This window comes from Thermaerobacillus caldiproteolyticus, assembly GCF_013761245.1.
In the GTDB taxonomy this organism is placed as follows: Bacteria; Bacillota; Bacilli; order Bacillales; family Anoxybacillaceae; genus Thermaerobacillus; species Thermaerobacillus caldiproteolyticus.
Window position 1 is genome coordinate 179,618 of sequence record NZ_JACDUT010000005.1, and the last position, 25,353, is coordinate 204,970.

General features: G+C 42.8%; 29 protein-coding genes. 22 read left to right on the forward strand and 7 right to left on the reverse strand.

Features of this window, described 5'->3' with window-relative positions; all coding sequences use genetic code 11:
* Nucleotides 1-8: 8 nt before the first annotated feature.
* The 8 genes from HNR31_RS09590 to lpdA all read left to right on the forward strand — a co-directional run bounded on the left by HNR31_RS09590 (nt 9) and on the right by lpdA (nt 8,239).
* On the forward strand, nt 9-1,001 hold the full coding sequence (locus HNR31_RS09590) for an ABC transporter permease (RefSeq protein ID WP_181556018.1): 993 nt from the start codon (nt 9-11) through the stop codon (nt 999-1,001).
* Nucleotides 976-1,770 carry an ABC transporter ATP-binding protein gene (locus tag HNR31_RS09595; RefSeq protein WP_181556019.1) on the forward strand — a complete coding sequence of 265 codons (795 nt, stop codon included), beginning with the start codon at nt 976-978 and terminating at the stop codon, nt 1,768-1,770. Before HNR31_RS09590 ends, HNR31_RS09595 begins: the two co-directional genes overlap by 26 nt.
* A gap of 128 nt (nt 1,771-1,898) precedes the next feature.
* Nucleotides 1,899-2,288, forward strand: a complete 390-nt coding sequence (locus HNR31_RS09600; protein ID WP_181556020.1) for a thioesterase family protein — start codon at nt 1,899-1,901, stop codon at nt 2,286-2,288.
* Nucleotides 2,289-2,320: 32 nt separating this feature from the next.
* Nucleotides 2,321-3,457 carry a Leu/Phe/Val dehydrogenase gene (locus tag HNR31_RS09605; RefSeq protein ID WP_181556021.1) on the forward strand — a complete coding sequence of 379 codons (1,137 nt, stop codon included), beginning with the start codon at nt 2,321-2,323 and terminating at the stop codon, nt 3,455-3,457.
* Nucleotides 3,458-3,477: 20 nt separating this feature from the next.
* A complete protein-coding gene (gene pdhA / locus HNR31_RS09610) occupies nt 3,478-4,548 on the forward strand; it encodes a pyruvate dehydrogenase (acetyl-transferring) E1 component subunit alpha (RefSeq protein WP_181556022.1) in 1,071 nt (356 codons plus the stop codon).
* Nucleotides 4,545-5,540, forward strand: a complete 996-nt coding sequence (locus tag HNR31_RS09615) for an alpha-ketoacid dehydrogenase subunit beta (protein WP_181556023.1) — start codon at nt 4,545-4,547, stop codon at nt 5,538-5,540. Before pdhA ends, HNR31_RS09615 begins: the two co-directional genes overlap by 4 nt.
* A gap of 23 nt (nt 5,541-5,563) precedes the next feature.
* Nucleotides 5,564-6,781: a dihydrolipoamide acetyltransferase family protein gene (locus HNR31_RS09620; RefSeq protein ID WP_181556121.1), complete on the forward strand. Its 1,218-nt coding sequence runs from the start codon at nt 5,564-5,566 to the stop codon at nt 6,779-6,781.
* 3 nt (nt 6,782-6,784) lie between these two features.
* Nucleotides 6,785-8,239, forward strand: coding sequence for a dihydrolipoyl dehydrogenase (gene lpdA, locus HNR31_RS09625; RefSeq protein WP_181556024.1), 1,455 nt, complete (start codon nt 6,785-6,787; stop codon nt 8,237-8,239).
* On the opposite strand, the gene HNR31_RS09630 is transcribed toward lpdA, so the two are convergent.
* A complete protein-coding gene (locus HNR31_RS09630; RefSeq protein WP_181556025.1) occupies nt 8,231-8,536 on the reverse strand; it encodes a hypothetical protein in 306 nt (101 codons plus the stop codon). The two genes, lpdA and HNR31_RS09630, sit on opposite strands and share 9 nt — an antisense overlap.
* A gap of 338 nt (nt 8,537-8,874) precedes the next feature.
* Between HNR31_RS09630 and HNR31_RS19280 the strand changes: the two genes are divergently transcribed.
* The 4 genes from HNR31_RS19280 to HNR31_RS09645 all read left to right on the forward strand — a co-directional run bounded on the left by HNR31_RS19280 (nt 8,875) and on the right by HNR31_RS09645 (nt 12,001).
* Nucleotides 8,875-9,072, forward strand: coding sequence for a VOC family protein (locus HNR31_RS19280; protein WP_374058302.1), 198 nt, complete (start codon nt 8,875-8,877; stop codon nt 9,070-9,072).
* Between the two features lie 81 nt (nt 9,073-9,153).
* The gene (locus HNR31_RS09635; protein WP_181556122.1) at nt 9,154-10,431 is read left to right on the forward strand and encodes an MDR family MFS transporter; all 1,278 of its coding nucleotides are present in this window, start codon (nt 9,154-9,156) and stop codon (nt 10,429-10,431) included.
* Nucleotides 10,432-10,482: 51 nt separating this feature from the next.
* The gene (locus tag HNR31_RS09640; RefSeq protein ID WP_181556026.1) at nt 10,483-11,055 is read left to right on the forward strand and encodes a histidine phosphatase family protein; all 573 of its coding nucleotides are present in this window, start codon (nt 10,483-10,485) and stop codon (nt 11,053-11,055) included.
* 169 nt (nt 11,056-11,224) lie between these two features.
* The gene (locus HNR31_RS09645) at nt 11,225-12,001 is read left to right on the forward strand and encodes a TcaA second domain-containing protein (RefSeq protein ID WP_181556027.1); all 777 of its coding nucleotides are present in this window, start codon (nt 11,225-11,227) and stop codon (nt 11,999-12,001) included.
* 40 nt (nt 12,002-12,041) lie between these two features.
* Here the strand turns inward: HNR31_RS09645 and HNR31_RS09650 are convergent, their stop codons facing one another.
* Together HNR31_RS09650 and HNR31_RS18705 are read right to left on the reverse strand one after the other, a co-directional pair.
* Nucleotides 12,042-12,716: an SIMPL domain-containing protein gene (locus HNR31_RS09650; RefSeq protein WP_181556028.1), complete on the reverse strand. Its 675-nt coding sequence runs from the start codon at nt 12,714-12,716 to the stop codon at nt 12,042-12,044.
* Between the two features lie 17 nt (nt 12,717-12,733).
* On the reverse strand, nt 12,734-12,868 hold the full coding sequence (locus HNR31_RS18705) for a hypothetical protein (protein ID WP_258561044.1): 135 nt from the start codon (nt 12,866-12,868) through the stop codon (nt 12,734-12,736).
* A gap of 160 nt (nt 12,869-13,028) precedes the next feature.
* Between HNR31_RS18705 and HNR31_RS09655 the strand changes: the two genes are divergently transcribed.
* Both HNR31_RS09655 and HNR31_RS09660 read left to right on the forward strand, forming a co-directional pair.
* The gene (locus HNR31_RS09655) at nt 13,029-13,697 is read left to right on the forward strand and encodes a 5-bromo-4-chloroindolyl phosphate hydrolysis family protein (protein WP_374058303.1); all 669 of its coding nucleotides are present in this window, start codon (nt 13,029-13,031) and stop codon (nt 13,695-13,697) included.
* Nucleotides 13,681-14,871 (forward strand): toxic anion resistance protein, encoded by a 1,191-nt coding sequence (locus tag HNR31_RS09660; protein WP_181556030.1) that lies wholly within the window; start codon nt 13,681-13,683, stop codon nt 14,869-14,871. The genes HNR31_RS09655 and HNR31_RS09660 overlap by 17 nt, the downstream gene beginning before the upstream one ends.
* A 13-nt stretch (nt 14,872-14,884) precedes the next feature.
* On the opposite strand, the gene HNR31_RS09665 is transcribed toward HNR31_RS09660, so the two are convergent.
* Nucleotides 14,885-15,343, reverse strand: coding sequence for a YndM family protein (locus HNR31_RS09665; protein WP_181556031.1), 459 nt, complete (start codon nt 15,341-15,343; stop codon nt 14,885-14,887).
* A gap of 26 nt (nt 15,344-15,369) precedes the next feature.
* Nucleotides 15,370-15,498: a hypothetical protein gene (locus HNR31_RS18710; RefSeq protein ID WP_258561045.1), complete on the reverse strand. Its 129-nt coding sequence runs from the start codon at nt 15,496-15,498 to the stop codon at nt 15,370-15,372.
* Nucleotides 15,499-15,646: 148 nt separating this feature from the next.
* On the opposite strand from HNR31_RS18710, the gene HNR31_RS09670 reads away from it, so the two are divergent.
* The 3 genes from HNR31_RS09670 (at nt 15,647) to HNR31_RS09680 (ending at nt 17,273) form a co-directional block, all read left to right on the forward strand.
* Nucleotides 15,647-15,844 (forward strand): YozQ family protein, encoded by a 198-nt coding sequence (locus tag HNR31_RS09670; RefSeq protein WP_181556032.1) that lies wholly within the window; start codon nt 15,647-15,649, stop codon nt 15,842-15,844.
* A gap of 100 nt (nt 15,845-15,944) precedes the next feature.
* Nucleotides 15,945-16,775, forward strand: a complete 831-nt coding sequence (locus HNR31_RS09675) for a DMT family transporter (RefSeq protein WP_181556033.1) — start codon at nt 15,945-15,947, stop codon at nt 16,773-16,775.
* A 90-nt stretch (nt 16,776-16,865) separates the two neighbouring features.
* Nucleotides 16,866-17,273, forward strand: a complete 408-nt coding sequence (locus HNR31_RS09680; protein WP_181556034.1) for a vWA domain-containing protein — start codon at nt 16,866-16,868, stop codon at nt 17,271-17,273.
* Between the two features lie 228 nt (nt 17,274-17,501).
* Here the strand turns inward: HNR31_RS09680 and HNR31_RS09685 are convergent, their stop codons facing one another.
* Entirely contained in the window at nt 17,502-19,016 is a 1,515-nt protein-coding gene (locus tag HNR31_RS09685) for a multicopper oxidase family protein (RefSeq protein ID WP_181556035.1), read from the reverse strand.
* A gap of 117 nt (nt 19,017-19,133) precedes the next feature.
* On the opposite strand from HNR31_RS09685, the gene HNR31_RS09690 reads away from it, so the two are divergent.
* The 5 genes from HNR31_RS09690 (at nt 19,134) to HNR31_RS09710 (ending at nt 24,820) form a co-directional block, all read left to right on the forward strand.
* A complete protein-coding gene (locus HNR31_RS09690; protein WP_181556036.1) occupies nt 19,134-20,513 on the forward strand; it encodes a sensor histidine kinase in 1,380 nt (459 codons plus the stop codon).
* Complete coding sequence (locus HNR31_RS09695; RefSeq protein WP_181556037.1) at nt 20,510-21,184, forward strand: response regulator transcription factor; 675 nt, start codon at nt 20,510-20,512, stop codon at nt 21,182-21,184. The genes HNR31_RS09690 and HNR31_RS09695 overlap by 4 nt, the downstream gene beginning before the upstream one ends.
* 476 nt (nt 21,185-21,660) lie before the next feature.
* Nucleotides 21,661-22,965, forward strand: coding sequence for an ammonium transporter (locus tag HNR31_RS09700; RefSeq protein ID WP_181556038.1), 1,305 nt, complete (start codon nt 21,661-21,663; stop codon nt 22,963-22,965).
* 69 nt (nt 22,966-23,034) lie between these two features.
* Nucleotides 23,035-24,087 carry a DUF294 nucleotidyltransferase-like domain-containing protein gene (locus HNR31_RS09705; RefSeq protein WP_181556123.1) on the forward strand — a complete coding sequence of 351 codons (1,053 nt, stop codon included), beginning with the start codon at nt 23,035-23,037 and terminating at the stop codon, nt 24,085-24,087.
* The gene (locus tag HNR31_RS09710) at nt 24,080-24,820 is read left to right on the forward strand and encodes an exonuclease domain-containing protein (protein WP_181556039.1); all 741 of its coding nucleotides are present in this window, start codon (nt 24,080-24,082) and stop codon (nt 24,818-24,820) included. Before HNR31_RS09705 ends, HNR31_RS09710 begins: the two co-directional genes overlap by 8 nt.
* Before the next feature lie 37 nt (nt 24,821-24,857).
* On the opposite strand, the gene HNR31_RS09715 is transcribed toward HNR31_RS09710, so the two are convergent.
* Nucleotides 24,858-25,352: a PCYCGC motif-containing (lipo)protein gene (locus tag HNR31_RS09715; RefSeq protein WP_181556040.1), complete on the reverse strand. Its 495-nt coding sequence runs from the start codon at nt 25,350-25,352 to the stop codon at nt 24,858-24,860.
* Between the last annotated feature and the right edge of the window lies 1 nt (nt 25,353).

Consider the following 25,353-nt stretch of genomic DNA (forward strand, 5'->3'; position numbering starts at 1 on the left):
GAATGCCTTTGTTTACTGCGATAGCAGGTGCAGTGGAATCGGGAATTATTTATGCGATTATGGCGTTAGGTGTGTATCTTTCATTTCGGATTTTAGACTTTCCTGATTTAACGGTAGATGGGAGTTTTGTCGCGGGGGCAGCTGTGGCAGCGACACTCATTGTGAGCGGGATAAACCCCTTCGTCGCCACATGTGTCGCTCTCGTTGTCGGATTTGCAGCTGGATGTATCACGGGGCTTCTTCATACGGTTGGGAAAATCAATGCGTTATTGTCGGGAATTTTAATGATGATTGCTCTTTATTCGATTAACCTTCGAATTATGGGGCGCTCTAATGTACCGCTTCTCAATGAAAAAACGGTATTCACGACGATTCAAGAGTGGGGAACTTCGCTCGGATTAGATCCAGCGACGTCCAAAATGTGGAGTATTTTACTAGCGATGGCGATACTTACGCTTGTTTTTAAATTTTTCACCGACTGGTTTTTGCAGACGGAAATCGGTCTTGCCATTCGTGCAACGGGGGATAACTCTCGTATGATTCGCAGTTTATCGGCTAATACAAATTTGCTCATTGTGTTAGGGCTTGGCCTTTCCAATGGGATGGTTGCTTTTTCCGGTGCGCTTATTGCGCAATATGGTTCATTTGCTGATGTCGGCATGGGAATTGGGATGATTATTATCGGATTGGCTTCTGTCATTATTGGAGAAGCGGTTTTTGGGACAAAAACAATTGCTAGAACGACATTGGCTGTCATCGGCGGCTCTATTATTTATCGCATTGTAGTGAGCCTAGCATTGCGTGCTCAGTTTCTGGAAACAGGAGATGTCAAACTGATCACTGCCTCGATCGTCATTTTAGCGCTAGTAATGCCACAAATTGTTCGTCATCAAAAAGAGAAAAAGCGAAAAGCGCAAAAGAGACTAGAGCGGGCGCAGCTTGTAGGGGTGCCAACGAGCGGAAAGGGTGAAAGCGATGTTGCAGTTAAATCGGATTTATAAAGTATTTAATGAAGGAACACCGGACGAAAAAGTCGCCCTAAATAATATTCAGCTAACGCTAAATAAAGGGGATTTTGTCACGATTATTGGCAGCAATGGAGCAGGGAAATCGACGTTAATGAATTTGATTTCTGGAGTGATGTTTCCTGACGAAGGGAGTATTTATATTGATGGTCAGGATGTGACGATGATGCCGGAATATGTTCGTTCCCGCTATATCGGGAGAGTATTTCAAGACCCGATGGCAGGAACAGCCCCGAGCATGACGATTGAAGAAAATTTGGCGATAGCCTACTCCCGCAATCAAAAACGAACGCTTCGCAACGGAGTGACAAAAAAGCGGCGCGACTATTTTCGTGAGGTGCTTGAAACCCTTCATCTCGGGTTAGAAAATCGCCTTCAAGCAAGAGTCGGTCTTCTTTCAGGGGGAGAGAGACAAGCGCTGTCTTTGCTTATGGCGACGTTTACCGAGCCTGCGATATTATTGCTTGATGAACATACCGCTGCATTAGATCCAGCAAGAGCTGAGTTGATTACGAATTTAACGAAAGAGATTGTTCAGCAGTATGGGTTAACAACATTAATGGTAACCCATAACATGCAGCAAGCCATCGATGTAGGAAACCGCCTCATTATGATGGATAAAGGGCAGATCATCCTTGAAGTGGATGAGAAGGCGAAGAAAGGATTGACGGTAGAAAAATTATTGGCAGAATTTCAGCGTATTCGTGGCGAACATTTGGTGAATGATCGTGCTGTGTTAAGTTAAGAGAGAAAATGTAGAAAATCGGATAAGTCGCCGCTTGGCTTATCCCATTTTTTCGAATAAAAACAAATAAATATATAACGTTTTAAAAACGTATGTACTATAAATAGTTTTAAAAAGGGGTGGAAATGATGAAATCGGGGATGAAAGTGGGGGACACAGCTGTTGTGCAAGCAGTAGTCACTCCTGATATGTTTGCACAATTTGAAGGTAATGTCGTTCATCCGGCTTATTCAACCGTATCAATGGTGTATCACATGGAATGGGCCTCTAGAAAAATCATTTTACCATATCTTGAAGAAAATGAAGAAGGAATCGGTGCGGCGGTATCTGTAAAGCACATTGCCCCGACGACGGAAGGGACGACCGTCACCGTTACGGCGACACTCACGGAATTTCGTGACAATGTCGTTATTACGAAAGTCGAAGCAAAAAACGAAACGCAGGTAATCGGGGTAGGGAAAGTGAAGCAAGTGATTTTACCTAAGCAAAAAATCCAGCAAATGTTACAGCAGTCTTAATCCGTTGCTAGATTCATAGGAGGATGGGAGATATGAACACAATCACAAGCGAATGGAAATCAGTCGATATTTTTACACAAATTAAGGAACATGAACAAGTGATGTTTTGTAACGATGAAAAAACAGGATTAAAAGCGATTATTGCCATTCATAATACAACATTAGGACCAGCTCTTGGCGGATGTCGCATGCAGCCGTATCAAACGGTAGAAGAGGCTCTTTTTGACGTGCTTCATCTTTCTAAAGGAATGACCTATAAATGCATTGCTGCTGATGTAGATTTTGGCGGCGGAAAAGCGGTCATCATTGGCGATCCACGTAAAGATAAAACACCTGAGTTGTTTCGCGCGTTCGGGCAGTTTGTGGAGTCGTTAAACGGACGATTTTATACGGGTACCGATATGGGAACGACACCGGACGATTTTGTCCATGCCATGAAAGAAACGAGCTGTATTGTCGGTGTTCCTGAGGAATACGGTGGAAGTGGCGATTCCTCTGTGCCAACTGCATTAGGAGTAATTTATGGAATTCAAGCAACGAACAAAGTGCTTTGGGGTAGCGATGATCTTCATGGGAAGACCTACGCGATTCAAGGATTGGGAAAAGTCGGTTTGAAAGTAGCTGAGCGATTGCTTGAAGAAGGGGCGGATTTATATGTATGTGACATTAATCCGTCTGCCATTGAATCGATTCTTTCCTATGCGAAGAAATTAGGAGCGGGTGTGAAAGTAGTTCAAGGAAGGGAAATTTATCAAACGGATGCTGACGTATTTGTACCATGTGCATTTGGCAATGTTGTCAACGATGATACGGTAGATGTATTGAAAGTGAAAGCGATTGTCGGTTCTGCAAACAACCAATTGTTAGACGTACGTCACGGACAACGGTTGAGGGAAAAAGGAATTTTATATGCGCCGGATTATATTGTCAATGCAGGCGGGCTCATTCAGGTGGCCGATGAGCTGTACGGCTCAAATAAAGCGAGAGTTCTTCAAAAAACAAAATCCATTTATTCGACGCTTTTAAATATTTATGCTCAAGCTGAAACCGAGAATATTACAACAGTTGAAGCGGCGAATCGTTTTTGTGAGGAACGGCTAGAGATGCGCAGCCGTCGCAATAATTTTTTTACCCGCAATAAGCGGCCAAAATGGGATGTTCGTCGGTAAACAACAAGGAGGGAGATTCGATGGAACAACAATTTCCGATGATTCAGGTGATGGATTACGAAGGATGTATTTTGATGCCGGAATATCGCAAAAAAATTACGAAAGAGCTTGTTATGGCATGCTATCGTCATTTGATTCGCACAAGAATGTTTGATCGGAAATGTGTGAGCCTGCAGCGACAGGGACGAATCGGTACGTACGCTCCGTATGAAGGGCAGGAAGCGTGTCAAGTAGGCAGCGCCCTTGCGTTAAAGGAAGGTGATTGGCTGTTTCCAACATATCGTGATCACGGAGCAACGATGACGTTTGGACATTCGTTAAAACATATTTTGCTGTATTGGAAAGGGCGAAACGAAGGGTGTATTCCGCCTAATGGAAAAAAAATCTTTCCACCAAGTGTGCCGATTGCCACGCAACTTCCACATGCAGCCGGGGCCGCGTATGCGGAAAAACGAAAAGGAACGATGAATGCTGCCATTGTATATTTTGGAGACGGGGCGACTTCCGAAGGGGATTTTCATGAAGGCTTGAATTTTGCGAGCGTATTTCATGCTCCCGTCGTCTTTTTTAATCAAAACAATCAATACGCGATTTCCGTTCCGATTACGCGGCAAATGAAAACAAAAACGATCGCACAAAAAGCATTGGCGTACGATATTGAGGGCGTTCGCATCGATGGTAACGATATTTTTGCTGTGTATTTTGAAACGGAAAAAGCGCTTGAACGAGCAAGAAATGGAGGAGGGCCAACCTTAATTGAAGCGGTCACATGGCGCTATGGCGCGCATACAACAGCAGATGATCCAACAAAATACCGTGATCAGGAAGAAAGTAAACGGAGGCGCGAAACAACGGATCCAATCAGGAGACTAGAGCGTTTTATGAAACAGGAAGGCTGGTTTGACGAAGAATGGGTTCAAAACATCCAAGATGAAGTAACCGCCGAAATCGATCAAGCCATTATGGAAGTGGAACGTGTTCCCGAAGCGAATCCAGCTGATATGTTTGATTATGTGTTTGCTGAACCGACTTGGACGATAGAAGAACAGAAGAAGGCTTATTTTGCATGGGAACGGGGTGGTACAGCATGACAACGGCGGTGAACACGAAAACGTTGACCCTTGTTCAGGCTGTCAATGATGCGCTCAGGACGATGTTGCATGAACGAGAAGATGTCATTTTATTGGGAGAAGATATCGGCCAAAACGGCGGAGTATTCCGTGCCACCGATGGATTGCAAGCGGAATTCGGCGAGGAGAGAGTTATCGATACTCCTTTAAGTGAGGCAGGATTCACAGGAGCGGCGATCGGTATGGCAGTCAACGGGTTTCGTCCCGTGGTTGAAATTCAGTTCTTAGGATTTATTTATCCTGCCTATGAACAAATTATGACACATGCCGCACGGATTCGTTCACGAACGAAGGGGCATTTTACCGTACCGATGGTTATTCGCGCTCCGTATGGAGCCGGTGTGCGTGCTCCAGAAATTCACTCGGACAGTACCGAAGCGTTATTTATCCATATGCCGGGTATCAAAGTTGTTTGCCCATCTACTCCTTATGATGCAAAAGGATTATTAATCGCCGCCATTGAGGATCCAGATCCTGTATTATTTTTAGAGCCGATGAGATGTTACCGTGCTTTTCGCGAGGAAGTGCCAGAAGGAAAATATACAATCGAGATAGGAAAAGGCAAAAAACTGCGAGAAGGAGACGATGTCACTGTCATTGCGTGGGGAGCGATGGTGCCGGTGGCAGTGAAAGCGGCGGAAGAAGCCGAGAAAAAAGGAATTCATGCGGATGTCATTGATTTACGGACCCTTTATCCCTTGGATAAAGACATGATTGCCGAATCCGTGCAAAAGACAGGACGTACAGTCATTGTTCAAGAAGCACATTCGACAGGTGGATTAGCCAATGACATTATTGCTATTATCAATGATACCTCTTTCTTATATCAAAAAGCGCCGGTTGAGCGGGTAAGCGGCTTCGACACTCCTGTCCCATTTTTTGCTTATGAAGATGATTATTTGCCGACACCTGAACGCGTTCTTCGTGCAATTGATAAAGTCATTCAGTTTTAAAAAAGGAAGGGGCACAGGAAATGATAGAAGTCAAACTTCATGATATTGGCGAGGGAATGACCGAAGCAGTCGTTGTCCATTACTTAGTGAAAAAAGGCGATCGTGTGCAGGTCGATCAACCGCTTGTGGAAGTGCAAACAGATAAGATGGTCGCAGAAATCCCCTCGCCAGCAGCAGGGGTCATTCAGGACATTTTCGTTCCGGAAGGTCAAGTGATTTCAGTCGGTACGACGGTTCTTGCTTTAGAAACAGAAGAGACGCGACAACATGTGAAGAGCGCTCACATGAATCACCCGCCAGTCGCGGTTGCGCCTGAGAAAAAAACCGCTCCGTCAACTCGAACGGTCAAACAGCGTATTCTCGCTTCACCATATACACGAAAAATTGCTCGTGAGCATGGTGTAGATTTAGCAAAGATCGTTGGCACAGGGCCAGCAGGGCGAATCACAGATGACGATGTGCATCGGTTTCTCCAATCTCAACAGGAAAAAGAGGATGTAGAATCGAAAACGAAAATCTTAACAAAAATGGATGCGCCAAAAGAAAAGAAAAATGCTATTCCATTCCGCGGCCGCCGCAAGCAAATTGCGAAAAAAATGACGCACTCATTATTTACGATTCCACATTGTACGCATTTTGAAGAAGTCGATGTGACCGAACTGATGAAGTTTCGCGAAGAATTAAAAGAGCATAACATCAGCATTTCAGCAACCGCGTTCTTTATAAAAGCCCTGTCGCTTTCACTGAAAAGATTCCCGATTTTCAACGCTAAACTCGATGAAAAGCATGAGGTTATTCATCTTGAGTGTGAACATCATATTGGGATCGCGGTTGACACGGAAGAGGGGTTGATTGTTCCGGTTATCAAACATGTTGAGAACAAATCGCTGCGGGAGATTCACGATGAAGTGAAACGCCTTACTCAAAAGGCACAAGAAAACAAATTGACACTCGAAGATGTAACAGGCGGTACGTTTACAATTAGTAATGTCGGTCCGCTCGGTGGTAGCATTGGTGCCACTCCGATTATTAATCATCCGGAAGTTGCATTAATGGCATTCCACAAAACTAAGAAACGGCCTGTTGTTACTGAGGATGACGAAATTGCGATTCGCTTGATGATGAATATCTCCATGTCGTTTGATCATCGCGTAGCGGATGGGGCAGCCGCGGTAGCCTTTACGAATTGTTTTGCTCAATTTATTGAAAATCCAAAATTGATGCTGATGGAGTTGGTATAGATTATGGTAGTAGGAGAGCTTGCTCATGAAAGAGATGTCATCATCATCGGCGGAGGACCAGGGGGATACAATGCGGCGATCCGTGCCGCGCAGCTTGGGTTGTCGATTACTCTTATAGAGAAGGAAGAATTAGGCGGTGTTTGTCTGAACAAAGGTTGTATTCCATCAAAAGTGTTTGCCCATGCTGCACAGAAAATGGCGGATATTCATCATATTGATGAACTTGGTATCGAGCTTACTGCTTCATCGTTTCAACTCGGAAAACTTCAAAACTATAAAGCGAAAGTAACTGCCCAGCTTCGACAAGGTGTGGAAGCGCTTTGCAAGGCAAATAAAATTGAACTTATCAAAGGGAGAGCTTCATTTTTAGCCGAGGATCGTATTGGAATAGAGGCGGGAGAGGCATTTGACGTCTATCAGTTTCGCTATGCGGTCATTGCTACTGGCGCAACGCTTATTCCACCAACGTGGATCGAAATCGATCATGGACGCATACTTAATGTTTATTCGATATATGGATTAGAAACGTTACCGAGCCATTTACTTGTATATGGGAACGATTATATTGCTCTTGAAGTTGCGACGAGCTTTCGTGCTTTTGGCTCCGATGTATCGCTCATTCTTGAGGACGGAAATGAACATTTTGGCTTTGATTCATCAATTGGCCGTGAATTACAGCGGATATTGAAAAAAATGAAAATCAAAGTCTATCAAAAACATCGAGTCAAGAACGTGGCATCGTCGCTAGATACGGTCGCTGTCACACTTAAAACGTTGGAAGGAGAAGCAGTGACAGTAGAAGGTTCTCATTTGTTCGTTTCCTGCAATATGAAAGCCAATATTGATGAATTAGGGATTGATCGTCTTAGCATGAAACGAACGGAACAAGGGTTTATTGATGTCAATCATAAGGCGCAAACCTCGATTCCTCATATATTTGCGGTGGGAGATGTGACGGGCGGCCCGATGCTTGCCGTAAAAGCGATCAAACAAGGAAAAGTCGCAGCGGAAACGATTGCCGGAGAAGAATCGGAAGTAGACGTGACGTTTCTACCGACGATTGTGCATTCACTTCCGCCGATTGCAAGCGTCGGCTTGACGGAAGAGGAAGCGAGAGAACAGTATAATGACATTCGTATCGGACACTTTCCATTAGCCGGAAACGGATATGCGGGCATTATCGGTCAAAAAGATGGATTAATCAAAGTGATTAGCGAAGCGAAAAGTGAGGTCATCCTCGGAGTCCATATGATAGGAGCAGGGGCGATTGAACTGATTTCAAGCGGGATTATTGGATTGGAAACAGTTGTGCGCGAGGAAGATTTCAAGTTTCCATTTTACCCGCATCCGAGCTGCAATGAAGGGCTGTTAGAAGCAACGGAAGCGTTGCAGGCAGAAGCGATTCATCTTTCACCAACAAAACAGAGAAAGAGTGAAAAAGAAGCAGTCTCACGCTGAGACTGCTTCTTTTTGAAAGATGTCTTGATGTTTGCTTTGGAGCGTCCGTTGCAATTCATGAAGGGAAGGGGATTCGTTTTTGAATGTATATAAACCGAGACAAACAAGTGAATATTCGTTGCCTGGATCAAAGACAACCTCGACGACTTCTTCTGTTCCGCAATCGATTTCTTGGAAATAATCCGCGCTGAACAGACGGACATCGGAAGTTTTATATTTTTTCAGAAGGATATGGTATCCCTTCTTTAATTGTCCAGTAAAGAGATGTTCCGTACCTATTAATTCATGAACAAGCATGATTGCACTCCCTCAATTCTACTTAAATAGAAATGTTCCGTAACAAATATACTACAAAATGAAAAAGATAGTACTCGGTTTTGATAAATGTTCAAAAACTTGTCACTTCTTTTTGTTACAAAAACGTTTTTAATAAATTAGAAACGATCAGAACAATTACGATTATGACTACAGACGTTATTTATGTAACAATCAAGAAGGAGCCGTTCAGTTTTGGACAGAGAGGGTTACGAAAGAGAACTGGATTGGAGCGGAGCCAAAAGGAAAGGGAAACTCGCTCGTTCTTTATCCGAAATCGCTGATGTTAAATTGGCAATAACCAAAAGCGTTTATGGTATTTGATTGAGTGTGAAGATATCGAACGTACATACGAGATGATGAGAGCAAACGGAGTGAAGTTTCCAGGCGAACTAAAGCAAATGCCATGGGAAGCGTTTGTGATGTTCTTATTATGGAAGGGTAAGGCACTTTCCAAAGGAAAGGTGCTTTTTTTTACAAAAAATATAAACAATATATTAAGAAAAGTAGTGGTATAATTGGGGAACAGCGGCGTGAAGCGATGAAAGACATTGATGTATTTTGGAGGAGATAGATAGAGCAGAAGCGAGGAATTAATGATGAGAATACGGGATTGGGATCGAAATTTGAAAGTTCGTTTATTTAGCGAAGCGTTAATGAATGTAACGTTTTGGATGTTTTTTCCGTTCATGGCGATTTACTTTACGGAATCGTTCGGAAAAGATAATGCGGGATTGCTATTAATTTTTTCACAAATTTTTTCCGTGCTGGCGAGCTTAATGGGAGGTTATTGCGCTGATCGGTTTGGACGGAAACGAATGATGGTGCTTGCGGCATACGGTCAAGGTGTCGCATTTTTTATGTTTGCGTTCGCAAGCTCGCCGTGGTTTACATCACCGCTTGTTGGATTTATTTGTTTTACGTTCGCGGGAATTTGCGGTTCGTTCTATTGGCCGGCAAGCCAAGCGATGATCGCTGATGTTGTGCCGGAAGAACATCGCAGCAGTGTATTCGCGGTGTTTTATACATCGATCAATATTGCGGTTGTCGTGGGGCCGATTATCGGAGGAATGTTTTATGCCGATTATCGGTTTGAATTATTGCTTGCGGTGGCATTGTCTGGTTTTGCATTAGCGACTCTTTTAGCGAAGTGGTTACGCGAAACCGTACCGATGGAGGTGGTTGTGGAACAATATAGCGGTAAATGGTACAAGGTTATATGGAAGCAAGTTCGTCAGTATGGAGTTATCGTGCGCGACCGGACATTTTTATTATTTATTGTAGCGGGAATTTTAGTCGGTCAGACGTTTATGCAGCTCGATTTATTAATTCCTGTTTATACAAAAGAGGTTATTGACAAGCAAACGTTATTTTCGATTGGCGATTGGTCCATCACACTAGGCGGGGAGAAGGCGTTTGGCTTACTCATCTCGGAAAATGGATTACTTGTTGCATTATTGACTGTTTACGTGACAAGATGGATGGAGCGCTACCAAGAGCGTTTCGTGTTCGTCGGCTCTTCGATTGTGTACGGAGTGTCTATTTTGCTGTTTGGCCAGACGGAATCGATTTGGGGACTGATATTTATTATGGCGTTGTTTACGTTTGCCGAGCTGATGACAGCAGGTATTCAGCAATCATTTATTTCAAAGCTCGCTCCAGAAGAGATGCGAGGTCAATATTTTGCTGCTGCCAGCTTGCGTTGGACGATCGGTCGAACAATCGCTCCGTTTTCCATTACCGCAACGCTTTGGATGAGTTACCAATGGACGTTTTTTCTTTTAAGCTTACTTGCCTTTGTCAGTGCATTTTTATATGTCATCATGTTCCAACGGTTTGAAAAACAGCGGGCGAAACGAGTGGGAATGCAACCATGAAGAAAGGCTGTTTTTTCAGGCACATGTTTAGGAGAAGTGGGGAGGATAAAGATGGAAATTACATTGATTCGGCATGGAAAATCTGAGTGGCAAGAACAGCGGTGGATGAGGCCTGCTGAGTTCGCCGAATGGGTGAAAGCCTATGATGAACATGGGATATGTGAAGACGATAAAATTCCTCTATTAACGCTACAAAAAGCAAAGAACGCGAACATGGTCATCACCAGTATATTGCGGAGAGCTGTTCATTCTGCGGAACGGTTACGACCATCTTGCCCAGTCGAAACTAGCGAATTGTTTCGCGAAGTAGAGATGCCAATTCCGTTTGCCCACGTTAATCTTATACGATTGCCGACCAACATATGGCTTATTTTTTCGCGGTTATGTTGGCTATGCGGCTACAATGGTAATGTTGAATCATATTGGCAAGCAAAGCAGCGGGCAGAGAAAGCAGCTATTGTATTATGCCGATATGCAAAAACGTACGGAAATGTCGTTGTTATTGGGCACGGATGGTTTCATCGGCTAGTAGGCAAACAACTAAGAAAACAAGGATGGAAACGTACAACAGCGGAAAGTGCAAAACATTGGCATGCAGTTTCTTATACGCTTTATAATAAATAGCCGAGAAAGCCCCTTCTTCCATAAAGAAAATGAAGTAACGGATTACAAATATGGTGTTTGATTGGTGTGTACGAAGGCCGGTTGTTTCATTAACATATATTCCCTGTTTTGGTCATAAAGATGAACTAGGAAACATCAACGGAATGTCGAACAGGAGAGGGGAAGTTAGGTGAAACAACATGTGAAACTCGATACAAACACAGATGGAACCAAACAAAACGGTACAAAGGAGGTCAGTGGCGGGGAAGTCGCGGTACAGGCGCGCTATGAGCAGAGAAGGAGAGCGCGGCTTTTAGAACAAGAGCAGCGAAAAGTGTATTATCGAATGGCGTGGCGCGTTGCTTTAGTCATCGCGGCGCTTTGGCTTATAGGTACTCTATTTGTTAAAGGATATGGAGCGTTGAAAAATGCTGCGGGAAAGGAAGTAGCGATGATGCGCTTTGAACAAGCGCTAAAAGAAAAAGATATCGCCGCTTTACAAACCTATATCCGAATACCTGATCCAACGATCCCAGTGAATGAAAAGACATTGGCTCCGCTGTTTGTTTATTTAGAGTCACACCCAAAGGCGTACGAAACAATTCATCATGATTTAGAAAAACAATGGAAAACGAAACACGTTTACATAAAAGGATTGACATCCCAGCCGCCCATTTTTTCGATGAAAGTGTATGAAAAACAATTTTTTTTGTTCAATCAATATGTATTTGAACCGACGTTATATTCTTTAGTGATCCATGCTGAGGGAGAAAATGTCACCATATTGGTGAACGGAAAGAAAGTTCAAGGGGAACCGCAAAAAGAACCATTTTCTAGAAAGCTCGGTTCTTATCTTCCCGGTGTGTATGAAGTGACTATTGTGAGAAAAGAAGGAGAAAAAACGACAAAAGAAACGAAAAAAATCGTTTTATTCGGCGGGAAGAGAGTGCATGAAGTCGATTTTTAGTCAGGAGATCCTTGCAAGCAACTAGGATCTCCTTTTTGTATTAATACGTAAATATCGCTTGGGCAACTGCCGAAATGATGATATCTTGCGTTTGAATAGGGGGAGCAGTTTGTTGTTCGGCAAGTACGACTGTTGATGGCAGGGAAGGAGACAGGGTGGGAGCGAGGCTTTCTTCTTTGATTTGAATCGGTATGTCATGAAGAGGAAGGCCGAGTGTGTGAGCGATGACGAACGCTTTTTCTTTGGCATTTTTTACTGCAATCGCGAGCGCCTGCTGGTAGTAAGGTTGCTCGTTGGCAAGTTTAAACTGAATATGGCGGGCGATGTTCGCTCCGTTGGCGACAGCCGTTTCGTAAATGTTACCGACGGTTTTTGTATCTCTTACGGTAATGTCAAAAATATGTTCAACTTCGTAGCTGACTAATACAGAAATACCGTTTGTATAGTTATATTTTGGATAAATGGAAAACGAAGCGGTATCGATATCCTCTTCGTGCACTCCAATTGCCTTTAAAGCCTGAATCATGACGCCGGCCCGCTGGGCATTTTCTGAAAGCGCTTCACGAACGTTCGTATGTTCAGTTCGAATACCGAGAGTGATGATGACGGTGTCCGGTTTGACTGTAACCGTTCCTTGTCCTGTCACGGTGATGGTTTGCGGCGAATGTTTTCCTCTTTGTGTGGGCAAGTAATGATGCATGTGCCAATCCTGCATAGAAGCACCCCTTTCGTTTAAGCAGCCTTATTTCGGTCGTCTTTATGGGTGACATCCCAATAATAGATGCGCGGCAAGCCAATATAGCACCAATATTCTTGTAATAATGTAATTCCGACAAAATATACCATTTGCCAGTCGATCTGTTTCATTCTTCTCATCTCCTCTGTACATTCTCTTTTTTACAGCATATTCCTCGTTCGAGTTGTCCTATGACGTACAAGAAATGAAACGAAATAGACAGTTCAAACGTATGAAATAAAGAGGACATGCTATAATGAAAGTATAAATGGGTTGACAAGGAAGGGATGAATGATGAAACGATTTTTTATGATGTTATGGCGCTTGTTCGTTTCGTGGAATGTCGGTTTGCTTGTAGCCGTTGTCACATTTTTTCTGTTTAACTATCAATTTTTTCTTTCCTTTTTATCAGGCACGGCGGCGATGGTCATTACATCAATGTATATGAAGCGAAGGGCGCATCGAATTGTGGCAGGACATCTTTTAAAAGAAGAAAAAGAGTATATTCGCTCACAGCTAGCAGAGGCGCGGAAAAAGTGGAAGCGAATCCGTCGAACGCGATTTAACGTTCGTTCGCTTGTTATGTGGCAAAAAATTTCACGCATTGCCACAACCGTTGAGAAAATGATCAGAGCAGTGGAGCAGTATCCGCACAAATTTCGAGTCGCGCAGTCGTTTTTTATTAACGAATTGGATTTGGCGGTGACCATCATTGAAAAGTACGTATATTTAGTGAATCAACCTGTTCGCAACGAAGAGATGAAAGAAGCGCTGTGGAAAACTGAGCGGCTTCTCGATGAGCTCGTCAAATCAGCGGAGCAACGATTATTGGAGCTTCTTTCAGACGATGTATTTGATTTGAATGTAGAAACGAAATTGCTGGAACAGTCGTTAGAGCAGCAAAAACAATCAGCAACGATGGAGTGGGGGAAGGAGAAGGAATATGAAACAGTCCGATAACATGCCGATGAATGAGTTTCGCGAACAAGAATGGACAAGCTCGCTCGATTCATTGTTAGAAAATCCGTTTTCTTTGCCGAGCGAGCAAGGGGAAACTCCGGTGAATGGGGAAAAGCAGCCGACGAAACTCATTGATACATTAAAGCAAGAACATCGAGAAAAAGCGCTTCAGCTTTCAAAGCAAATTGATCCGCGTAATCAACAAGCAATCGTCCAATATGGAGTAGCAGCACAGGCGGAATTATCTAAGTTTTCCCATGCGATTCTCAACCATGTGCAAGCGAAAGACGCCGGTCCGGTTGGAGAAGTCATTAGTGAGTTAATGACAAAAATCAAAGAAGTCAATCCCGACGATTTACTGCCGGCGAAAAAGGGGTTCTTTTCCCGATTGTTTGGCTCGGTATCTAAATCGCTACAAGGCATGGTGGCGAAGTATCAAAAAATTGGCGTTGAAATTGATAAAATTGCTGACCAGCTTGAAAAGAATCGCCAATTATTGTTTCGCGATATTATGATGCTAGAAACGCTGTACGAAAAAAATAAAGAGTACTTCGATGCGCTTAATATTTATATCGCTGCCGCAGAGCTGAAATTGGAAGAATTGCGAACAACGTTCATCCCGGAGCAAAAAGCAAAAGCCGAACAGTCCGGAAACCAGATGGATATGCAAGAAGTGAGCGATTTAATGCAATTTGCTGACCGGCTAGAAAAGCGAATTCACGATTTAAAACTAAGCAGACAAGTAACGATTCAAACCGCTCCGCAAATTCGCATGATTCAACATATGAACCAAACGTTAGTCGAACGCATTCAGTCTTCCATTTTAACGGCGATTCCACTCTGGAAAAACCAAGTGGTCATCGCTCTTACCCTGTTCCGCCAACAAAAAGCGGTAGAGGCGCAAAAGCAAGTGACCGAAACGACAAACAATTTGCTTCTTCGTAATTCGGAAATGCTAAAAACCAACAGCATTGAAGTGGCCAAAGAAAATGAGCGCGGTCTCATTGATATTGAAACGTTAAAGAAAACGCAAGAAAACTTAGTGACAACGTTGGAGGAAACATTAAAAATTCAACAAGAGGGTCGCCTGAAGCGTCAGCAAGTCGAACGAGAACTCGTGAACATGGAAGAGCAGTTAAAACAAACGCTATTGTCGTTAAAACATCAAGGCTAACCTTATTGATAGGTTAGCCTCGATGTTTGTCTTTGTTTTGAGCAGTTCGCACGTCTAACTCTTCAGCCATTTCCGTCTGTAATTCGCGGATCGTTACTGCTTGGTCATTTGTTTGTTCATCTCGATGACGAAGTACGTTTTTATCCATATAAGCATGAAACACTGCTTCACCAATAGCGACGAGCAAAGAAGAAAAGAAAGCTGCACTCCATACGGTTGTTAATTCACCGCGGTTGATTCCAATACCAACCCAAACAGCGATAAACACAAGTACAAAGTCAGCCACCGTAGCAGAGAAATTGCCGAATCTTGGCAACATGTATACATCCCCAAGCGTATAAGTTATGAGCGTCATCAACAAGCTAAAAAACAACAGTTCCGCTGATGATACTTGGAAAAATAGCGGCAATATCGCCAAAAATATGGTGGCAAGTAACACATATTTAATAAGTAAAGCTATTAAGTGTCTCATTGGAGATTCTGTCCTTTATAGAACGATTATTCGGCAGGGCGATTTGGTCCTTCCAATTTTTTATCTCCATATCCCGGCTGTTGTTCCATATCTTTTTCTTGTTGGCGGTCTTTATATTGCTGTTCTCCGCTGCGATTTTGCTGAGTTTTTTTCATATCTTGTCCATCCTTTCTACATAATATATGTTCTATCATTAGTTTGTCTTTTTTTTATGAGGTTATAATCTCCATAAACTTCCTCTTTTTATTTTTTTGCATTGTTTCAAATTAATTAATGAAGGTTCATGACAAGGAGGCACGATGTATGACGACTCAAGACAGTGTAAAAATCGCGGGAAGACAGTATAAGCCATCTGACTATGAATGTTCTTCTTCTTTATCTTCAGCGCTCGCAACGACGCATGAACAAGTGAGTGACGTATATACAGAAGGAACAATTGAAGCAGTGGTGGATGATGTGAATGGAAAAGACATTCCGATTCCCGTAAAAGAGAACGAATAAACATGAAAGCGTCAAGGCGTGAAGAAAAAGCCTTGACGTTGTTTTATTTAACCGATTTATAATAGAGGTTGTACAATTCATCATCAGGGAGAGGAAAGAGATGTGGCTGCTGGCTGCTGTATTGACCGCGGTTTGCTTTGGCATTAACAATACGCTGTTCAAGTGGAGTACCCGTCATTCGATGTCGAAGCAACATATTCAGCTCTATTTTTATCTTGTTGCCTTTATTATGATGGTTAGCTATGGGTGGATGAATGAAGTGCTTCATCCGAGTTTGGTTTCCGTATGTCTCGGCGCGCTTGTTGGGATTTGCAATGCAACTGGCAATCTTCAAATGTCGATCGCTTTTGAAAAAGGACCGGCTAGTTTAACGGCTCCATTAATTGCTGTCAATGCCATTTTTCCTGTCTTAGCGGCGGGAATCGTGTTTGACGAACATATTCCCCTTCTTCATTGGCTCGGGATTTTATGCATGCTATGTTCTGTAGCGGTCATTCAATATACACCGAATGAAAAGGGAAATCATGAATACATACCTTGGCTTGGACATATAGGAGTAGCGATCATTTCGTTTGGGGCTGTTGGGGTTTTGATGAAAGTATGCTCGACGCTTGGAATTGGTTCATTGGATGTGCTAACCGCGATGTATGGAGGAGGGAGTCTTTACTTACTGCTGCGCTACGGCAAGGAAAAGGGACAAAAGCAGGAATTTCGTTTAGGAGCGACGATCGCTCTGTTCAGTGTCATTGGATTTAGCTGCTACTTTTATGCTCTGAATGAGGGAATCGCGACGATTGTTTTTCCCGTTGTCAGCCTCAATTGTTTAGTTGTGGTAATGACAGGCTGTTATATTTTTAAAGAAAAATTAAAAGCCTATCAAATCGTGGGGATTGTGACAGCTTTATTTGGTTTAATTCTTACAAAGCTATAGGAAAAAGGAAATAAAAACGGATCGTATTTTGCTCATGTCTCGATCATACTAATGACTGTTTATTTCAACAAAGTAAGGAGCTGATGATAAGTGAAATGGCAAAAAGCACTGTTAACGTTACTAAAAGAAAGAAAAGACAGCTCAATCGCATTGGCAATTGATACATCTACCCGTCCGGCTCACCCGCTTCTTATTCAAAATATTGTTAAATTATTCGGAAAAGCGAGGCCAGATACGCTGTTAGTGCAGGCTGATTTCAAAATTCGTGACGTATCACCGATTGGAACAGCGGTGATTAAATATTTTAAGCATGGGAAATCGTCATATACGGAAGTATTAGAATGGGCAAAAGAGGAAAAAATTGATGCGCTCTTTTATATTACTGATGTGACGGGGTATTTTTACGAGGAACTTGAAGTTAATTATGAAGTGTTTTGGCTCGTTCCAGACGATTACTTGCCGCGTGTTCCATTCGGAAAACCGATTCAAGTGGCATAAAAGAACAGGATGTTCTGAAACCGTGATGTTTCAGGACATCCTTTTTTTAAAATGAAATTGGGATAGCTCCAGCGCCTAACCAGTTTGTTTCTTGAATTGATGCCGATGCAAAGCATCACTTGAAACATGATGCTTGATAGTTCGGGTCAAATCAGCCCCTGGGGGTGGCAAGCCGTTTTGTGGGTGAAGAACATTTGCCTGTAGATGTAAAAAGGGCTTGTGCTTTTCTTACTCCGGAACATTTCCCGCCGATGGGTCAGGTTGGAAGGAAGAGCGGTAGCCTTGATAGTGTACTTCGGTGACCATTCCGCTTGCGGCGTGATGCAAGTCGTGACAATGGAACATCCAATTGCCCGGGTTATCCGCTTGGAACGCAACAACATACTCTTCACCCGGTTTGATATTCAATGTATCTTTTATAACTGGATAGCCAGTTAGCGGAGTTCCGTTTTTGCTTAATACTTGGAAAAAGTGACCGTGTAAATGCATAGGATGATCGTCTGTTTTCGATGTATTAATCAGTTTTACTTTCACGAGATCTCCTTTTTTCACCTGAATGGGCTCTGTATTCGGGAATGTTTTCCCGTTAATCGTAAAGACGGTGTTGTTTCCAGCTGTAGCGGTGCCTAATTTCATTGTATATTCCAAATCATAGTGTTGCTTCAATGTAAATGGCCCCGTCTCATGCTTTCCGTATGCGGTCACATCAAAAATGGGTAGCGGTTTATCAGAATTAGGGTGGTCGTTTTGAGTCGCTTTGCCTTCATATTCAATCCGCACTTTCATCCCATCGGTTCCCGCCGTTGTTCCATGGCATTCTAAGTACCATGTTCCCGGATGATTAGCCGTAAATTCAATGTCGTATCTTTCGCCTGGGGCAATCGCTAACAGTTCGTCTTTGATGAGTTTTGGATCTTTTATTGGTTGTCCGTCGATAGCGGTGACTTGGAACTGGTGACCGTGCAAATGAAGCTTGTGAGTCATATAGCCTGCATTAATGAGGCGAAGTTTGACTCGTTCCCCTTGTTTCACTTTTAACGGTTCAACGAGATCCCCACTTTTCCCATTAATCGTGAAAATATCGTACATACTCATATCGTGTCCATTCATGTTGCTTGTGCTGTACGCCATTTCATGCCCGCTATGTCCGCCTGTCGTTTCCGTCATTGGATGACTCATCCATTCGTCGATAATGAGCGTATAATCGCGGTCAATGTCCTCTTTTTCTTTCGGTTCAACGATAAGGGCGCCATACAGTCCTTTATCCACTTGGTTGACGCTGTTTTGATGAGAATGATACCAATATGTGCCCGGAACAGTTGCGTCGAATTCATACGTAAAGGTTTTTCCTGGCTGTACGGCGTTCATCGTTACCCCCGGAATGCCGTCCATATTGTTTGGAACAGGGTAGCCGTGCCAATGAATGGTCACTGGTTCTTTTAGTTCGTTTTTTAGATGGATTTTTACATGTTCTCCTTGTTTTACACGAATTTCGGTTCCTGGAACGGAGCCGTTATACGTGTATACAGGAAGTGTAACGTTACGATTGAGTTGATGAGTCGCTTCTTTTGCGACAATCGTAAATTCATTACCGGTTTGTCGGGCTGTTGTTTTTGTCTCGTTATGTTGGGAATGTTGTCCGTTATTGGTTGTCATATTGTGATTGCTGTGCGAGTTCTCATTGTGAGAGCAAGAAGCTAACAAGAAAATAAACAAAGCCGTTGCCACCGTCTTTTTGTTCATTCGTCATTACCTCCTTCATTTTTTAGAATAGAGAAAAAATGTGCAGAAATTATCGAGGACATGCACAAAAATTTGATACATTGGTGATAGGATAAGGACGAAAGGAACGAAGCGGTAATGAAAAACATTTCTTTTAAAATCGGTTTGTTATTTCTTGTATTTATTGTACTGATTGAAACAGTGTTGTTTTTTACCTTATATGTTCATGTAGTGGAATCTCGCGTGAAAGAAGAGTTAAATGCTTTACAGGCAAGAGGAAATAGCCATCGCGCTGTGTTGGAAAAACATTATGGTCAATCGACGATTGATCACGTGGCGCTCATGGAATCGGAAGCAGATACAGATGTCGCCATCACCGATAAAAAGAAACACATTCTTGCTTATTCTAATCGGTTACAGCCGGAGATGAAGCGAATCATTCGACATTCTTCCGCTCAGGTTCCACGCGAGGGGAAAATCATTGAATCGCACTGGAAAACAGAAAAATATATTGCCGCTATCAGTCCGATTCGTTTACACCATCACACTGTTGGCTATGTGTATATGTTTCAACCAACAGAGTCGATTAAAGAAATGATTTGGCGGATCAATCATTTGTTTATGTTGGTCGGAGCGTTATCGCTTCTGGCAACGATTTTCACTATTTTTCTATTGTCCCGGATTGTTGCTTCTCCACTTATCCATATGAAAGAAGCAACAGAGCGCCTGAGTAGAGGGGATTTTTCCGTTCACCTACATGTAAAAAGTAATGATGAACTAGGAGCGCTTGCAAAAGCGATTCAATTGCTATCCAGAGATTTAGCGCATTTGAAAAAAACACGCAGTGAATTTTTAGCGAGCATTTCGCATGAATTGCGCACTCCGTTAACGTATGTAAAAGGGTATGCAGATATTGTAAGACGAAAAGAATTGAGCGAAGAAGAAAGGATAAAATATGCAACGATTATTTATGAGGAGGCCAATCATGTGGCTGCTCTTGTCAAAGAATTGTTTGATTTAGCTCAACTTGAACAACATTCATTTTCGATTCAAAAGGAAGCGGTGAAACTATATCCATTTATTCAACGTGTTGCGGATAAAATGGCACTAGCGTTTCAAGAAAAAGGAATTCACTTCGAGTATCGTTGTCCGTCTTCTTTGTCGCTTCAAATTGATCCCAATCGTTTTGAACAAGTGCTTGTCAATGTATTAGATAATGCGTTGAAGTATTCGAAGCGAGGGGGGCACGTTCGTTTAGATGTTGAAGAAAAATCGAAGCACGTGCTCATCACTGTTGCCGATGAAGGAATCGGCATTCCCGAGGAAGATGTGCCGTTTGTGTTTGAACGGTTTTACCGTGTTGATAAGTCGCGGGCCCGTTCCAGTGGTGGAAGTGGATTAGGATTATCGATTGTAAAAGAAATTGTAGAAGCTCATGGGGGCACCGTTAAACTGGAAAGCAAAGTAAACAAAGGAACAATGATCACGATTGAATTAGAAAGGGATATCGAGCAATGACAAGAATTGTGTTGGTCGATGATGAACAGAGAATGCTTGATTTGCTGGAACTATATTTAGCGCCAAAAGGGTATGAATGTATTAAATGTCGGTCAGGCGAGGAGGCGATGGACTATGTTCGCCATAATGTATGTGATTTAATTTTACTTGATGTCATGATGCCTTACATGGATGGCTGGGAAACGTGCCGAAATATTCGGCAGTTTTCCGATGTGCCCATTATCATGGTCACTGCAAGAGATCATAAACTGGATGTTGTAAAAGGGCTGAAAATCGGGGCTGACGATTATATTACAAAGCCGTTTGATGAAGACGAATTAGTGGCGCGAATGGAAGCTGTATTGCGCCGCACGAGAAAGAATTCCCAACTTGAAGATAGTGGTCTTGTGTGGAATGAACTGACACATGAAGTGACATATAACGGAAAAAAGATTCCGGTAACTCCAAAAGAGTTTGGATTGCTAGGGTTATTTTTACGGAACCCAAACCGCGTGTTTAGCCGGGAACAACTCATTGTTTCCCTTTGGGGATATGATGCTGAAACGGAGGGAAGAACGGTTGATTCCCATATTCGTAATTTGCGTGAAAAAATGCGTAAAGCAGGATTTCCCATTGATGAACGATTAGAGACAGTTTGGGGAATTGGTTATAAGTGGGTTACATCATATTGAGCTGTTTCTATTTCACTATGTTTAGAAGGAAAGGAGTTTTTAACGAAGGAAGTTGCCCAAGCTCGACGAATCATTCCACCCCTGAATACGGACTTCCTATACGCTAACGTACTGCGCAGGTTTAGCTTTTCGGCCAGTATAGGAGCATGTGTTGGTTGAGAATGTTACATGGCAGGCGCTTCCCTCTTCTATCTCCAGTTTTCAAAGAGAGATTTGTGCAAAGAAACTACATGTTCATTAACTGCTACGAAAAAAGGGGATTTGCACCTTGATCATTTCGACATCGTGCATTTAAATAAAAAATACCAGCTCACTCAATGAGCTGGTATTTTTTTTATGTTTGTTAGAAAATATGACAAACATTTTTTGTTGGAAATCGGTTTCAATAAAAATTACCGTTGAAAACGAGTGTTTTATGTAATATATTATAACATAAATATGTGATAATAAATAACAAACGAGAAGGGGAGATGAATATGGATCCGAAATCGTTAGCAGCAGGGCTTGATTCATTATGGGTGATGGTGAGTGCGATATTAGTTATCGGGATGCAAGTAGGATTCGCGTTGCTCGAGGCGGGGTCAACACGAATGAAAAACTCTGGCCATGTAGCGGGAAAACAAATTTTAAGCTTTGCGATTGCTTCCCTTGCATTTTGGGCGTTTGGCTTCGCCATTACGTTCGGAGCGGGCAATAGTTTCATCGGTACGGAAGGATGGTTTTTAAAAGAAGGAAAAGAAACATTTGATTCTCTTTCATGGGCAAATGTGCCGTTATCGTTCAAATTTTTGTTCCAGCTCGGATTTGCCGGAGTATCACTGGCAATCGCGTGGGGAGGATTTGCTGAACGGGCAAAACTATCCGCATACTTTGTTTTTGGAGCGATTTTTACGATTGCTATTTATCCAGTTATCGGTCACTGGGTATGGGGCGGCGGCTGGCTCGGCAATCTAGGGATGCAGGATTTTGCTGGTTCAACCGTTGTTCATTTGCAAGGCGCGATTGCTGCTCTAATCGCCACCGTACTGCTTGGACCGCGCATTGGGAAATTTAATAAAGATAAAACGCCAAATGTGATTCCGGGGCATAATCAAGTATATACGGTCATTGGTGGCTTGATTTTATGGATCGGTTGGTTTGGATTTAACGCGGGAAGCACAATGGCGGTAGGAGATGGTTTTTTCGGATATGTTGCGTTAACGACAAACTTGGCCGCGGCAGCTGGCGCGATTGCCGCAATTGTCACTGCAAAAATTCTTGTCGGGAAAGCAGACATTCCAGCGATGGTTAACGGTGTGCTAGCAGCATTAGTCGCGATTACCGCAGCGTGTGCTTTTGTTGAACCATGGGCAGCAGTCGTCATTGGAGCGGTAGCGGGTTCATTTACATTTTGGACGTCGATTTATTTTGAACGAAAAGGGATTGATGATCCGATTTACGCATTTTCTGTACATGGAATTGCCGGAATCATTGGTACGATTTCAACTGGATTTTTCGCATCTCCTCGTTTAGTGGAAATAACGGGAGTTGGGAAAGCAGGGCTTGTTTATGGTGGAGGATTTCATCAATTAATTATACAAACAATTGGGGTGTTAGGCGCAGCTGTTTATGTTGCGATCGCATCATTCATTGTATTATTTGTATTAAAGAAAACGGTTGGATTGCGCGTCACAGCCGAACAAGAAATTTCCGGTTTAGATATTAGTGAACATGGTTCGTACGGTTATCCGGAGCAGTTGGATCCTGCGTTTATAAATCATTCAAAGACAATGGTGCAATAATTAATCATTGCGGAGAGAGCCGGATTGAATTCATTCAATCCGGTTTTTTCAAAAAAGGAAGAGATGAGCATGGAACAGTTATACGAGCTTATTCAACAAATTGACCGGGCAAAAACGGTTAGTGAACTAAGCGCATATCACCGTGAGCTTGCTTATCGGTTGCGAAATTTTATTGAACGAGACACAATTTATTCACTTTCCCATACCCTGACCGATGTGCATGATGCCCTCATGAAAAAAGCGCTTGTTTTTGCGGAAGAAGAAACTATTCATGCTGCGGTCGGTACCCCGCCTAAGAAATGGTGCTGGTATGTAATGGGGAGTATGGGGAGGGGGGAGCCGACATTATGGACGGATCAAGATAATGGCATTCTGTTTGACTGCGCCCCTGAACATGAAGCGTCTTGTTACGAGTTTATTCGTTATTTTGCAACAGTCGGAACGAACTATTTGCATGAGATTGGGTATCCGTATTGTTCCGGATATGTTATGGCGACGAATCACCGTTGGAGCAAATCGCTTCGAGATTGGGAGAGACAAATTGAAACGTATATTAACCATCATTTTCCAGACGATATCCGCTTTCTTTTCATTGCGATGGACATGCGCCCGATTTATGGATGCAACGAATTAATTGTGAGCAGTAAGCAAAATCTCATTGAATGGATTGGCAACGAGCCGCTTTTATTAAAACGAATGGGAGAACATGTCATTTTTCCGCACGTTCCTCTTGGTTGGCTTGGCAACATTCAAATCGAGCGATGGGGAGCGTATAGCGGCTCCATTCATCTAAAGCATAGCGGATATGTACAACTTGTGAATTCATTAAAGTTTTTATCATGTCTAGGAAACATTCCGGCCATGACGACGTTGGAGCGATTACAGGATATTGATGCTCGAGTGCTTTTGCCGTCACCGCTAGCGAAAAAGGCGGAAGAAGCGTTTTTGACAAGCCTGTATTTTCGATTGAAATATTCGATGGAACTAGGAAATGAGCGCGACTATGTCCCGTTGCGTGTACTTGACCGAAAGGAACGACTTCAACTAAAACGGGCGATGAAAACAGCAAAACAATTGCAGCGGTTTGTCATTCGACGGGCAGGTGAGTTGCAGGATGAATGAGCAACATCGTTTTTGGCAACGGGCGCTTCGCATGTTGTCAATGGGGGTGCCGAGAGAGCAATTGTCATCAGTGGGAGAAAATGACCATCGTGCGTTCCAGCAAGAAGTATGGGTTCGCACATTGCTTAAAGAATTACAAAAAAAGCGTATTGATATGAATACGCGCTTGGAAAACGCGACATTCATTGTCGTGGATACGGAAACAACAGGATTTTCTCCGCAACATGGTGATGAAATTTTTGCGATGGCTGCCGCGAAAACTATTAATGGGACTTTGAAAGATTTTTATTTTACACTTATTCGTCCAGATAAAGAGATTCCAGACCACATCTCGCAATTAACGGGAGTCAAGGCAGAAGATGTGCAGGCTGCTCCTCGTTTAAAAGAAGAGATGAACAACTTTTTATCATTTATTGGCGATGGGATTGTAATAGGTTACCATATTGGTCACGACTTATCATTTATTAATCATTTTCTTTGGACTGAGTACCGCACAAAATGGATAGCGCGCTTTTTAGATATGCAGCAAATTCTTGAAATGATTCATCGAAATGCCGTGTTTTCCACATTGGATGCGGCACTGAGTTACTATCACATTCCGTGTGAGAAACGACATACAGCCGATGGGGACGTGCAGGCGATGGTGGAGCTATGGAAGCGGATATTAGAAGAATTAAAAAGCCAAGAAATAGAGACATTATATGATTTATATGCCGCGTTAAGCATTGCATAACAGGCTATCTCTTAGTTTGTGAGATAGCCTGTCATAATTATAATGGCTTTGTTGGTGTTGGTTCGGCATAGCCTTCTTTATATTTCGCATCAATCATACTGCGAATCTCTTTGATCGATTTTCCTTGCTCGTATTCGGAAATCGCTTCAGCGGCAATTTCTAAACAAACTCCGCATTTTGTAGCGTGGTCATCCCAAACGACAGCACCATCTTTTTTGTTTTCGTATACGAAACAATCATAGTTATTTTTATGGCCGGCTGCTTCCCCGCATCCGCAATAACATGGGATGCTTTCTAACAATTCCTTATGTTTTGCTGCCTGCTGATAAAGGACTGCCATATCTTCTTCATATTGGCTTAAAAAAGTAGGGAGATGGTCGATCGATTTTGTTGTTTCGCGTATATCTCCAGAGCTTGTTGTGTATTTCATCGAATGATGGTTTTGGTTTTCTGCTGCTTGATCACCGGAACATGCGCTCATCACTAGACTCAGCGACAGTATGCAGGCTGCCATCATTGTTGCACGCTTCATT

What these genes read in the sequence shown, in the direction of transcription:
- HNR31_RS09595 (WP_181556019.1), top strand. Translation starts at nt 976, where the DNA reads ATGTTGCAGTTAAATCGGATTTATAAAGTATTTAATGAAGGAACACCG.
- HNR31_RS09600 (WP_181556020.1), top strand. Translation starts at nt 1,899, where the DNA reads ATGAAATCGGGGATGAAAGTGGGGGACACAGCTGTTGTGCAAGCAGTA.
- HNR31_RS09605 (WP_181556021.1), top strand. Translation starts at nt 2,321, where the DNA reads ATGAACACAATCACAAGCGAATGGAAATCAGTCGATATTTTTACACAA.
- pdhA (WP_181556022.1), top strand. Translation starts at nt 3,478, where the DNA reads ATGGAACAACAATTTCCGATGATTCAGGTGATGGATTACGAAGGATGT.
- HNR31_RS09615 (WP_181556023.1), top strand. Translation starts at nt 4,545, where the DNA reads ATGACAACGGCGGTGAACACGAAAACGTTGACCCTTGTTCAGGCTGTC.
- lpdA (WP_181556024.1), top strand. Translation starts at nt 6,785, where the DNA reads ATGGTAGTAGGAGAGCTTGCTCATGAAAGAGATGTCATCATCATCGGC.
- HNR31_RS09630 (WP_181556025.1), bottom strand. Translation starts at nt 8,536, where the DNA reads ATGCTTGTTCATGAATTAATAGGTACGGAACATCTCTTTACTGGACAA.
- HNR31_RS09635 (WP_181556122.1), top strand. Translation starts at nt 9,154, where the DNA reads ATGAGAATACGGGATTGGGATCGAAATTTGAAAGTTCGTTTATTTAGC.
- HNR31_RS09640 (WP_181556026.1), top strand. Translation starts at nt 10,483, where the DNA reads ATGGAAATTACATTGATTCGGCATGGAAAATCTGAGTGGCAAGAACAG.
- HNR31_RS09650 (WP_181556028.1), bottom strand. Translation starts at nt 12,716, where the DNA reads ATGCAGGATTGGCACATGCATCATTACTTGCCCACACAAAGAGGAAAA.
- HNR31_RS18705 (WP_258561044.1), bottom strand. Translation starts at nt 12,868, where the DNA reads ATGAAACAGATCGACTGGCAAATGGTATATTTTGTCGGAATTACATTA.
- HNR31_RS09655 (WP_374058303.1), top strand. Translation starts at nt 13,029, where the DNA reads ATGATGAAACGATTTTTTATGATGTTATGGCGCTTGTTCGTTTCGTGG.
- HNR31_RS09660 (WP_181556030.1), top strand. Translation starts at nt 13,681, where the DNA reads ATGAAACAGTCCGATAACATGCCGATGAATGAGTTTCGCGAACAAGAA.
- HNR31_RS09665 (WP_181556031.1), bottom strand. Translation starts at nt 15,343, where the DNA reads ATGAGACACTTAATAGCTTTACTTATTAAATATGTGTTACTTGCCACC.
- HNR31_RS18710 (WP_258561045.1), bottom strand. Translation starts at nt 15,498, where the DNA reads ATGAAAAAAACTCAGCAAAATCGCAGCGGAGAACAGCAATATAAAGAC.
- HNR31_RS09670 (WP_181556032.1), top strand. Translation starts at nt 15,647, where the DNA reads ATGACGACTCAAGACAGTGTAAAAATCGCGGGAAGACAGTATAAGCCA.
- HNR31_RS09675 (WP_181556033.1), top strand. Translation starts at nt 15,945, where the DNA reads ATGTGGCTGCTGGCTGCTGTATTGACCGCGGTTTGCTTTGGCATTAAC.
- HNR31_RS09685 (WP_181556035.1), bottom strand. Translation starts at nt 19,016, where the DNA reads ATGAACAAAAAGACGGTGGCAACGGCTTTGTTTATTTTCTTGTTAGCT.
- HNR31_RS09690 (WP_181556036.1), top strand. Translation starts at nt 19,134, where the DNA reads ATGAAAAACATTTCTTTTAAAATCGGTTTGTTATTTCTTGTATTTATT.
- HNR31_RS09695 (WP_181556037.1), top strand. Translation starts at nt 20,510, where the DNA reads ATGACAAGAATTGTGTTGGTCGATGATGAACAGAGAATGCTTGATTTG.
- HNR31_RS09700 (WP_181556038.1), top strand. Translation starts at nt 21,661, where the DNA reads ATGGATCCGAAATCGTTAGCAGCAGGGCTTGATTCATTATGGGTGATG.
- HNR31_RS09705 (WP_181556123.1), top strand. Translation starts at nt 23,035, where the DNA reads ATGGAACAGTTATACGAGCTTATTCAACAAATTGACCGGGCAAAAACG.
- HNR31_RS09710 (WP_181556039.1), top strand. Translation starts at nt 24,080, where the DNA reads ATGAATGAGCAACATCGTTTTTGGCAACGGGCGCTTCGCATGTTGTCA.
- HNR31_RS09715 (WP_181556040.1), bottom strand. Translation starts at nt 25,352, where the DNA reads ATGAAGCGTGCAACAATGATGGCAGCCTGCATACTGTCGCTGAGTCTA.